This window comes from Hoylesella timonensis S9-PR14 (genome assembly GCF_000762405.1).
GTDB classification, from domain to species: Bacteria; Bacteroidota; Bacteroidia; order Bacteroidales; family Bacteroidaceae; genus Prevotella; species Prevotella timonensis_A.
Map to the genome: position 1 here is coordinate 1 of NZ_JRPQ01000015.1, position 11,100 is coordinate 11,100.

Below are 11,100 nucleotides of genomic sequence, written 5' to 3' on the forward strand. Positions count from 1 at the left end.
AAACATGTATTAGAGGTGTTATTCACATGCTTCAAGAGCATTAAAGCATGCAAATAGGAGGTTTATCTCAATGGGTTAGCTGATAAAAAGTGGTAAAAATAGGGAAGAAAAGAGTTAACATTAGCGTAACATTCACAATAACAATGAATTACAAACCTTGCTAATTACTCGCATATTTGCGACCAACTTTGCCGTTGGATGTTTTCACGCGAGTTATGAGAGGCACTTTGTAAAGAAAATTCAGCATTTATTGTCCTTCCATGTTGTACACCACTCATTTTATTTTTGCTGTTTTTAAGGGCGCTTTTCGTCCTAAAAATAACATATAATGAAGAAACCGTGTAAAACTACCTTGCTTATAGAGTGCGGACGTAGCACGCAATTTACTTTTTAATATTTATTAACTACGTGTGACGACCTTTGCGGTTGTCTTACAATAAAGCACCTAACTATGAATCAACAAACAGCCTACAAAATCATGAGATTTTTTGTTGACGGACTTATCCCAGCCCGTTATCATCATCGTATTATATGGTGGCTGTCTGACTCCAAGGATAGTGAAGCCAAGGAGGAAGCGATGAAACAAATATGGAATGAAACTTCCAGTAGGATGGATAGCCGTTCTTTGAATCAATCTTTTGATAGATTTAATCGGCAACGGTCAGTATCAACCGTGCATCCAGTGGCAACCAATCGATTAGGACGTCTATTAAAATATGCAGCAATTCTTACTGTTCCTTTTTTGTTGAGCCTTGGTGTTTGGTGGGTCACTTCCTATCAGAATACGAAGAACATGGCTTTAACCGATTTTTATGTTTCCCAAGGGCGTATTGGTACGCTCACTTTATCTGACGGTACACAGGTTAAGCTCAATTCGGGGTCTACTTTATCCTATCCTCAGCACTTTAGTACCTTTGCACATAGCCGAGAGGTGTATTTAGATGGCGAAGCATTTTTTAAGGTCACTCATCAATCAAAGCAGCCATTTATCGTCCACATCGGTAATTTGAAAGTTAAGGTGTTGGGTACACAGTTTAATATTAAAGCTTATCCTGCAGAAGAAAATATAACCACTACCTTAGCTCAGGGTAAGGTACTCGTGTATGAAAACAAACAAGCCATGACCATTCTGCCCGATGAGCAGGTGGTGTATAACCGTGTCAATGGTATGATGAGAAAGCAACGAGTAGAAAATTACGATTATAGTCAGTGGATGCACGGTAGACTTTACTTTGACCAAGCTCCACTCAAGACAATTATAGCCGATTTGCAACGACGATACAACATACGAATGAACATCGCATCAGATGTTGATTTGAATCAGAAATATACCATGGCATTCCGTGAAGATGAGACCATAGACGATGTCATGCACGTGCTTTGCAAAATTTCTGACCATTTACATTTTACAAAACAAAATAACATTATCACAATCTATACCAAGAAAGGAGGTCGCCCAGCAGATATTCACAAATAAAACGCAATCAGGTAATTATGCTCAATATTGATGCTTGTTTAGCAGTCAAGCGTACTAATTTCCTGTAAACAAATAAGAAATAAATTCTAACAACTAAATCTATTTTATCTAAACAAAGGTATGAAACCTAAGACTAAAAAAACACTTCTAACAATGATGCCATGGAATAAGCTGTTTCTTGTAAGTGCATTGTTGTTGATTTCATTGGCAGGTTTTTCTCAAAATCAAGTCATCAAGTTGCAGAAGCGTGAGGCAACCCTCAAGACCATGATTACTGCCATAGAAAAGCAAACAAATAAGTCTGTTGATTACGGACAGAATGTGATGAATCTTAAAAAGGTGGTGAAAGTAAGTGCTACCCAAATGAAGCTATCCGACTTATTGAGAGAGCTTTTTATGGGCACCAACATAGAATATACCATCACCGACCGACACATTTTAATCAGTCAAAAGAACAAGCCTCAGACACAAAACACCCTTCAAAGTGGCGCAACGATTCGTGTAAACGGACAGGTGACTGATGAGAATGGCGAATCGCTCCCAGGTGTAACGGTCAGAGTAAAGGGCAGCAAAACTGCAACTGCAACCGATATTGATGGAAACTATAGCCTCAATGTTCGTAGCAACGACATACTCGAATTCTCGTATGTTGGATTTGCTACTCGCGAATTCAAAGCTTCTGATGTCACCTCTACTACCGTCTTAAGCGAAAGTTCTAAACAGTTGGGTGAGGTGGTAGTAACGGCTCTTGGTATCAAGCGCGAGGAGAAGGCCTTGAGCTACAATGTACAACAAGTAAAGAGTGAAGAACTGACTCGTAACAAGGATGCCAACTTTGTCAACTCGCTTAGTGGTAAGGTGGCAGGTGTAAGCATTACGAAAAGTGCCAGTGGTGTGGGTGGTGCCACACGTGTGATTATGCGTGGTGCAAAATCTATAGAAGGCAGCAACAATGTGTTGTATGTAATAGATGGTATCCCCTTGTTCAATTTCAATGGAGGTTCAGATAGTGGAGTTTTAGGAGAGGGACGTGTCAGCAGTGAAGGCATTGCCGACTTTAACCCTGAAGATATTGAGAGTATCAACGTTTTGGCGGGTCCTTCTGCCGCTGCCTTGTATGGTAGTAATGCAGCGAATGGCGCTATCCTCATTACCACTAAAAAGGGTAAAGAGGGAAAAATGGAGATATCCTTCTCGTCAGCAGCCGATTTTAGCTCTCCCTTGCTCATGCCGAAGTTCCAAAACACCTATGGTAACAAAGCAGGCTCTTATGAGAGCTGGGGAGAAAAGCTTGCAACGCCCAGTTCATACGACCCTGCGAAAGACTTCTTCCGTACAGGTACTAACTTTATCAACTCATTGACCATCAACACAGGTAATGAGTACAATCAGACCTTTGCATCGGTAGCTTCGACTAATTCAAAGGGCATTGTACCAAACAACACGTACGACCGATTCAACTTTACTGTCCGTAATTCTTCAAAACTCTTTGGTGGTAAGGTTCAATTAGACTTAGGCGCATCGTACATCAAGCAAAAAGACAACAATATGGTATCTCAAGGTGAGTATTGGAATCCTATTGTTGCTGCTTATTTGTTCCCACGTGGCGAGTCGTTCGATGCCATCAAAACGTTTGAGCGTTACGACAATACACGAAACTTCCCATTGCAGTATTGGCCAATCTTAGATGGTAAATTTGCTAATCAAAACCCCTATTGGACAGCTTATCGTAATTTAGCTCCTGATGATAAAGACCGATATATGTTTAATGCAGGTCTCACTTATCACGTCTTAGATTGGTTGGATCTTGCTGGTCGTGTTCGTTTTGACAGAACTTTTATGACGAGCGAACGAAAAATTTATGCTTCTTCATACGATGTGTTTGCCAAGTCAAAAGGCGCATACGATTATTATAATTATAAAGATCACCAAACCTATGTTGACTTTATTGCCAGTATCAACAAGCGTTTTGGAGACTTTAGCTTGGCTTCCAACATTGGTTACAGCTATTCTGATTATGGCTCACTCACCAGAGGCTATGGTGGTAACCTAACATTAGTACCCAATAAATTCTCTTTGACGAACATTGATCCTACCGACAGTAAGATTCGCGAGGCTGGTGGCGATAGCAAAGTGCGCAATGTGGCAGCCTTTGCCAGTGCCGAATTAGGCTACAAGAGCATGATCTACCTTACCTTGACAGGCAGAAACGATTGGAACTCGCGCTTGGTTAATTCTTCCGAAGAGTCGTTCTTTTATCCTTCGGTTGGTTTGTCAGGCATCATTTCTGAAATGGTAAAATTACCCAAAGCCATTTCTTACCTCAAAGTAAGAGGTTCGTTCACCGAAGTAGGTTCGCCTGTATCACGTTCGGGTATGACACCGGGAACCATTACAACGCCTATTTTGGGCGGTAGTTTGAAATCAACCGACATTTATCCGTTTACCGATTATAAGGCAGAACGTACAAAGTCGTATGAGCTTGGTTTGACGGCACGCTTATTCAAAAAGCTATCCTTCGACTTCACATGGTACAAATCGAACACCTACAACCAAACGTTTATCGGTGAATTGCCAGAAAGCTCTGGTTATAAAGCCGTATATCTACAAGCAGGAAATGTGGAGAACCGCGGTGTTGAGATGACCTTGGGTTATCACGACAACTTTGGCGAGTTAGGTTGGAACTCTTCGCTTACCTATTCGCACAACAACAATGAAATTATTGAGATGGTGAAGGATTATACTCATCCTATGAGTCCCAAACCTATTAACATTCCTCAAGTTTCTAAAGACAATGGTCGTGTTATCTTAAAGGTCGGAGGTTCTATCAACGACATCTATGCAAATAAGTTCTTGGCTAAAGATAATCAAGGCTTTATCAATGTTACCTCTTCTGGTGGCTTCAACGTAGAGAATGTAGATCCCGTGTACCTCGGTAAAACCACACCAGATTTTACGATGGGTTGGAACAACTCATTCTCTTATAAAGGTTTCGGACTCAGTTTCTTAATCAATGCACGTGTGGGCGGTGTTGTTACTTCTTCTACACAAACATTGCTCGATAAGTTTGGCGTGTCGCAAGCCTCTGCCGATGCTCGTGATGCTGGTGGTGTGCTAATTCCAGAACAGGGAGTGTTTGATGCCAAAAACTATTATAACTTGATAGGTACAGGCGAAACAGCCTTGGCTGGCTATTATACCTATAGTGCAACCAATGTGAGATTGCAAGAGTTAACTTTCAGTTACAAGTTTAATTCTCGTTGGTTCAATAATGTGGTGAAAGATTTAACACTCTCGTTTGTGGCTAACAATCCTTGGATGATTTATTGCAAGGCACCTTTCGATCCAGAGGTGACTCCTTCTACAGGAACTTATGGACAAGGAAACGATTACTTCATGCAGCCCAGTCTGAAGAGTTATGGATTTAGTGTAAAATTTAAATTCTAATCAACTATGAAATTTCTAAGATATAAACAATATATGATAGGTTTATTGGCTTTGTCATTGTTCGCTTCGTGCGACTTTGAGAAAATCAATACCAACGAGTTCGAGATGCTTCCCGAAGAAGGTAAAATGGACGGTATCTCTGTCGGTGGTCCTATAACAGCTTTGCAAAAGTGCGTAGTTCCTGTTGGTACACAAGACGACGGAACGAATGTTGCCAACGAATATCAAGTAGCTTATCATTTGGCTGCCGATTGTTGGAGTGGTTACTTTGCTCAAAACAACAACTGGAACAGCGGTCGTAACAACTTAACCTATTTCTTGATGGACGGTTGGGTATCGGCATCGTACACTTCGGCATATACCAAAGTGATACCATTGTGGCAAGACATCAAGATAAAGACAGAGAAAGATTTCCCCGAGGCTTATGCTTTGGCACAAATTCTCAAAGTATCTACTTGGCATAAGGCAACCGATATGTTCGGTCCAATTCCTTACAAAGAGGCAGGAAAGGGACTTATTAGTGTACCTTATGACAGTCAGGCAGACGTGTATAAATGTATGTTTGAAGATTTAACGAATGCCATTGGCGTGCTGACAAATGCGCTTGAGCATGGTACTACCAAATTGTTGCCCAATGCTGATGCCGTATATGGAGGCAATGTAAAGAAATGGATTGTCTATGCCAACTCTTTAATGCTTCGCTTGGCGATGCGTGTCTATTATGCCGATGAGGCGATGTCAAAGAAGTATGTACTGCAAGCGGTGAACAATCCTTACGGTGTGATGCAGTCTAAGGACGATGAAGCTAAAATGGAAAAGGGTGCAGGACTTACCTTTATCAACAATATTGAGATTTTATCGAACCAATACAACGAGTGCCGCATGGGTTCTTCGATGCAGGCTTATTTAGGTGGATATGAAGATCCACGCCTTCCCAAGTACTTTACAGAGTCTGAAGCTTATTACGCTCAGGAGTTGGGACAATACGGAAAATACCTGGCAGTACCAACTGGTAACATTACGGAGCAGAACGATGTGTATAAAATGGCGTCAAGACCTAATGTAACCAAGACAACCGCCACTTATTGGATGCGCGCATCTGAAGTGTATTTCCTTTTGGCGGAAGCAGCGTTACATGGCATTTCTGTCAACGGTTCTGCTGAAGACTTGTATCGCAAGGGTATTGCCATGTCGTTCGAGGAAAATGGCATTCCTGCCAGTGAGGTAGACAGCTATATGAACTCTGGCCGTACACCGATGGAATATGAGCTAAGCATGTGGTATCCTAATGTGAATGTTTCAGAGCCTCCAGTTACAAAAGCTACCGTAAAGTGGGGTGGCAGCGCTGAAGAGAAGTTAGAGAAAATCATGATCCAAAAATGGATTGCATTGTATCCTAACGGACAAGAAGCTTGGAGTGAATATCGCCGTACAGGCTATCCAAAGCTGCACAAGGTAATGGCGAATTACAGTAACGGTGAGGTAGATACCAATATCGGTATTCGCAGAATGCGTTATCCTGCCAATAGGGCTACATCTGATGAGGACAAGCAGAACTTGGACAAAGCTCGTCAGATGCTACGTGATGGACAGGATAAGGCTGGTACTCGCCTGTGGTGGGATAATAAGAATAAATAATATACTTAAAATCGAAAAATAATGAAACGTTTTAAATATCATCAACTATTTCTCGCTCTTGCGATAGGAATGTTCATGACCTCCTGTAGTGATATGGTAGAACCCGAAGCAAAAGAGTTTGACCATGTAGGTGGTTATAACACCATGAATAATGAGCAGAGCGAACAATATTATGCTGATTTAAGAGCTTATAAGAAAACGGCTAATAATTATGGTCGTCCTGTAGCATTCGGTTGGTATTCTAACTGGTCGCCAGCAGGCACTTACCGTAGAGGCTACCTTAGTTCGATGCCCGACAGTATGGATATTGTGTCTATGTGGAGTGGTGCTCCTAACAGATTTCAAATCACGCCTGCACAAAAGGCTGACAAAGAGTTTGTGCAAAAAGTGAAAGGAACCAGACTTTTGGAGGTTACCCTGCTTTCATACATCGGAAAAGGTAGAACTCCTGATTATGTGTACCACGAAGTGGAGAAAAAAGCAGAGCAAGAAGGTTGGAGCAAAGACGAGGAACGACTGAATGAGGCAAAGAAACAAGCTCGTTGGAAGTTCTGGGGTTACAATGGCAAACGTGGATCGGAAAGCCATAAACAAGCGTTGGCAAAGTTTGCGAAAGCTCTCTGCGACTCCTTGGTTGCTAACGATTGGGATGGTTATGACATCGACTGGGAAATTGGAAGTGGTGTCTTTGACATGGACGGAACTTTAGAAACCAATGAAGATTTAATTTATTTGATTAAGGAAATGAATAAGTATATTGGTCCAAAGAGTGACCCTGAAGGCAAAGGCCACAAACTAATTTGTATTGACGGACAGTTTTATGGCTTAACCAAAGCCTTGGATGGTTATGTAGACTATTGGATTGCACAATCGTATGGTTGGACGCCCAGCTTAGATTACTATGACTTTGATACCAAAAAGCTGATTATTACCGAGAATTTTGAATCGAGCTTTAGTAGTGGTGGTAAGCTATTAAAACAGGCTGCCTTGATGCCAACCAACGGATGTAAGGGTGGTGTAGGTGCTTATCGTTTTGACAACGACTACGACAACACGCCTAATTACAAGTGGATGCGCCAAGCTATTCAGATTAACCAGAAGGTTTATAATGAATGGAAAGCCAACCAAAAGAAAAAGTAAGTTTAGTGAATCATCAAAAATGAGATAACAATGAAAAACAAACATATATGCCGTTCTCTTTTAATGGGAGGGTTAGCCCTCTTGTTAGGAGCATGCAATAATGAGAGCGAAAATGATTTGCTCGCTGAAAAGGTTTACTTCGAGAGCAGTGAATATCAGGTAACGATGAAAGAAGAAAAAGATGTGATGGATGTAAATATCACCTCTCGTCTTAGTAATCTTCTGTCGTCGGATGTGAATGTATCGTATGAGGTAGCAGAAGAGTCATTGGTAAAAGAGTATAATGCGAAGCATGGTACAGGCTATTTACCCTTCAATGCACAAAATGCGAAAATAAAAACACCGCAAGCTGTCATTGAAGCAGGTGCGACGCACGCCAGACCTGTGGTGCTTACTCTGTCTGGATTGAATAGTCTTGAAGCAGGAAAGTCTTATATCTTGCCTGTTCGAGTAAAATCAAGTAGCGTTCCTACAGTGGCTGGTGAGGATATAGAGTATGTTATTTTAGCGAAACCAATCTTAATTAACAAGGTGGGTACGTTCACAAATCACTATATTTCTGTAAAATTCCCAGCAGGAACTTTCTTTAAGTCGTTTACCTACGAGGCTTTAGTTTATTCTACAGGCTGGGGATCTAATAATACCATTATGGGTTGCGAAGGTATCATGATATTACGTGTTGGTGATGAAGGCGGTGGCATTAGTAGAGGTATTTTGCAAATTGCAGGAAACCAGCATTACGAATCACCTGACAAACTGCCCGCAAACAAATGGTGTCATGTTGCCATCACTTACGATCAGCCTTCTGGAAAGACCGTTCTGTACTTGAATGGTACCAAGTGGGCAGAGTCTACTTGGAATATTGCTGGCTTCGATCCTAATAAGGATGTCGGCTTTAACATTGGTAAGTTGGCTGGATTCCCTTGGGGCGAACGTCCATTCCGCGGTTATATGAGCGAATTGAGAGTATGGAGTGTGGCTCGTACCGACAAGCAAATCAAACAATTCATGTTAGGAGTAGATCCTAAGTCTGACGGACTTGAATTGTATTATAAGCTTGATGGCTCTGAGAAAGTCGAGGGAGATATCATTAAAGATGCAGCCAAGAATTTGGATGGTAAGACAAATGGTATTAACATTGCTACCTTAAATGAACCTATCTCTATCAAATAATTTTTGAGAGTGACATAAAACGTAAAAAGGAGGTGTGCGCATGGTCGTTCACCTCTTTTTTACATGCTTTCAAATCTACGCATGAAAACCATTATTCTTTCCTTGTCATCATGTGAAGTCTACAGATAATCACTTTTAAGATTCTTTTTGTGGCAAAGTCAACTTTATTTCTTATTTTTGCGTGTAGATATTTATGTAGAACATAAAAATGAGAATATGGAACTTATTGTATTTCTGATATTTTTAGCAATTGCCTTATTAGGCTGGGGATGTGGTGCTTTGCATGATAAAGTTTTTAATTATCAGCCGCTGCCTGAAGAGCATGTCGATGATTCATCTGCTGCACACGAAGAGTTGAGTTTGCGAGATATCTTGAAAACCAATAGTATAAAAGGTTATCAAGCAATTTAATTTTTTGGTTCAATTTGAATCTGGTGGGGATTGTCCCAATCCATTCTATTTTGCAACATAATAAGAAATTAGGGAAAATCCTACGGTTCATGGGGAAATTCCCTCTCGAGGTTAAGAAGAGTTTTTGTATATTTGTATCGTACGTCGAGTGTGATTCTATGCTCCGGCTATAAATCAAGAAAACATGAACAAAAACTTACTTATTTCGTTGTCCATCCTCATTGTATGCTGTGGTTGCGGTACTTATGCGGGGAGTGGAGCTTATGCAGGTTCCTCTTTAGGGTCGATATTGGGGAGTGTTATTGGAGGTATCTCTGGAGGCCCTCGTGGAAGTGATTTAGGAACGATAATAGGAATGGCAGGAGGTGCTGTGGTTGGTGGAGCTATTGGAGCAAATGCAGATAGAAAGCGAGAAGCTGATTTAGACCAGTATCAACGAGATAAGGAGATAAGAGCGCAGAAGAGAGCGCAGCGCCAACAAATCAAGAAGCAGAAACAAGAAAACATGTACGATTATCAGCGAGAGGGCTGGGACGCAAGTGGATATGACGAAACAAACAGTGGGGATGACCGTCTCTTGGATTTTGAGAGACAAGGCAATGAAGATTCACTCATGATTCAGTATCCAACGAAGAAGATACCTGCCACCTCCTGCGTAGAAAGGTTAGCCAAAGGTCTCACTTATGCGCCAACCATGGAAATTAGAAATGCACGATTGATAGACCAAAATCAGGATGGAGCCATATCGCGAGGTGAAGTTTGCAGAGTGGTGTTTGAAGTTTACAATCATGGTACTCAGACTTTATATAATGTAGAACCGATAGTTTTAGAAACCACCAACAACAAGCATCTTAACATTTCCCCGAGTGTTCGTGTAGAACAAATCGAACCGGGTACAGGGATTCGCTATACTGCCATGATAAAGGCTGACAACAGATTAAAGTCGGAGCGTGCAAAGATATGCGCCACTGTGGTGCAAGGAGGTCGTACAATTTCGAAAGTTTGTGAGTTTGATGTCATCACGAAGAAATAAAAAATAGCCGTTCAGCTATCATTTGGTAGCTCACGGTATGCGTCGTGGCGTGGAATGGAGCGAAACGAAAGTAAGAAATAAAACTCCTGTGAAAAGTGTTTATCTCTTACTCGATGATAGATGATATTTATATTCCTTACTTAATAGCGTCGTATGCCTGAATGGATTGAGTAAATCTGTTCATTACTTCTTCTGCCGTATAAAGTCCATCGACATTTGCTTTCAAGCCTTTCAGTTGCAAACTGTATACCTCTGGAGGATTTTGTAAGTTTAGCATGGAGAGTCCGCGCAATTGCTGTGGATTTTGATATACAATATTGATAGCAATAAATTCTTTTCCAGTCTTATGAGCTCATTTCTCAAAAACTAATTTGCTGCCAATGGGAGTTTTCTTTTCAATAGCATTTGGCAATTCGTAGTTGTCAATGCCCAATGCAGCACTTACACTGGCAATATTCGAGTCGTGTCCGCATAGGAATGTAAACTTACGGCATTTTGTGCTGTTTGGTAACACTTTTTTGCATTATTTTTCTTGAAACCTGCGTGGAGTTTTGACGAAAATACTTAATTTTGCATTCGATATCTAAAATAGAACAATAGCGCTCTTATATTGAACATTAAGGAGCAACAAAATGAAGGTATAACTATTTTTGATGATGTATGTATAAATATATGACACATAGTATTGGTTACCTGCTAACGACTTCTTTCGCCTTTACTAGAGAGTTCGGGAAGGTGTTGTGTGCCATGCGTTTATTAACATCTTTTGTTACCCCCCCCC

General features: G+C 41.0%; 7 protein-coding genes and 1 pseudogene. 7 read left to right on the forward strand and 1 reads right to left on the reverse strand.

What is annotated here, in order from left to right; translation table 11 throughout:
• Positions 1-451: 451 nt before the first annotated feature.
• The 7 genes from HMPREF9304_RS00820 to HMPREF9304_RS00850 all read left to right on the forward strand — a co-directional run bounded on the left by HMPREF9304_RS00820 (position 452) and on the right by HMPREF9304_RS00850 (position 10,319).
• On the forward strand, positions 452-1,477 hold the full coding sequence (locus tag HMPREF9304_RS00820; protein WP_036925852.1) for a FecR family protein: 1,026 nt from the start codon (positions 452-454) through the stop codon (positions 1,475-1,477).
• Positions 1,478-1,630: 153 nt separating this feature from the next.
• Positions 1,631-4,924: a SusC/RagA family TonB-linked outer membrane protein gene (locus tag HMPREF9304_RS00825; protein WP_036925869.1), complete on the forward strand. Its 3,294-nt coding sequence runs from the start codon at positions 1,631-1,633 to the stop codon at positions 4,922-4,924.
• 6 nt (positions 4,925-4,930) lie between these two features.
• Positions 4,931-6,562: a RagB/SusD family nutrient uptake outer membrane protein gene (locus tag HMPREF9304_RS00830; RefSeq protein WP_036925856.1), complete on the forward strand. Its 1,632-nt coding sequence runs from the start codon at positions 4,931-4,933 to the stop codon at positions 6,560-6,562.
• 21 nt (positions 6,563-6,583) lie between these two features.
• A complete protein-coding gene (locus HMPREF9304_RS00835) occupies positions 6,584-7,702 on the forward strand; it encodes a glycoside hydrolase family 18 (protein WP_036925859.1) in 1,119 nt (372 codons plus the stop codon).
• 30 nt (positions 7,703-7,732) lie between these two features.
• The gene (locus tag HMPREF9304_RS00840) at positions 7,733-8,875 is read left to right on the forward strand and encodes a DUF1735 and LamG domain-containing protein (RefSeq protein ID WP_036925862.1); all 1,143 of its coding nucleotides are present in this window, start codon (positions 7,733-7,735) and stop codon (positions 8,873-8,875) included.
• A 216-nt stretch (positions 8,876-9,091) separates the two neighbouring features.
• Entirely contained in the window at positions 9,092-9,286 is a 195-nt protein-coding gene (locus HMPREF9304_RS00845) for a hypothetical protein (protein ID WP_036925871.1), read from the forward strand.
• Positions 9,287-9,470: 184 nt separating this feature from the next.
• Positions 9,471-10,319, forward strand: coding sequence for a hypothetical protein (locus tag HMPREF9304_RS00850; protein WP_036925866.1), 849 nt, complete (start codon positions 9,471-9,473; stop codon positions 10,317-10,319).
• A gap of 136 nt (positions 10,320-10,455) precedes the next feature.
• Here the strand turns inward: HMPREF9304_RS00850 and HMPREF9304_RS14815 are convergent.
• Positions 10,456-10,809: pseudogene (locus tag HMPREF9304_RS14815) on the reverse strand (histidine-type phosphatase); the annotation flags it as partial.
• Positions 10,810-11,100 lie beyond the last annotated feature (291 nt).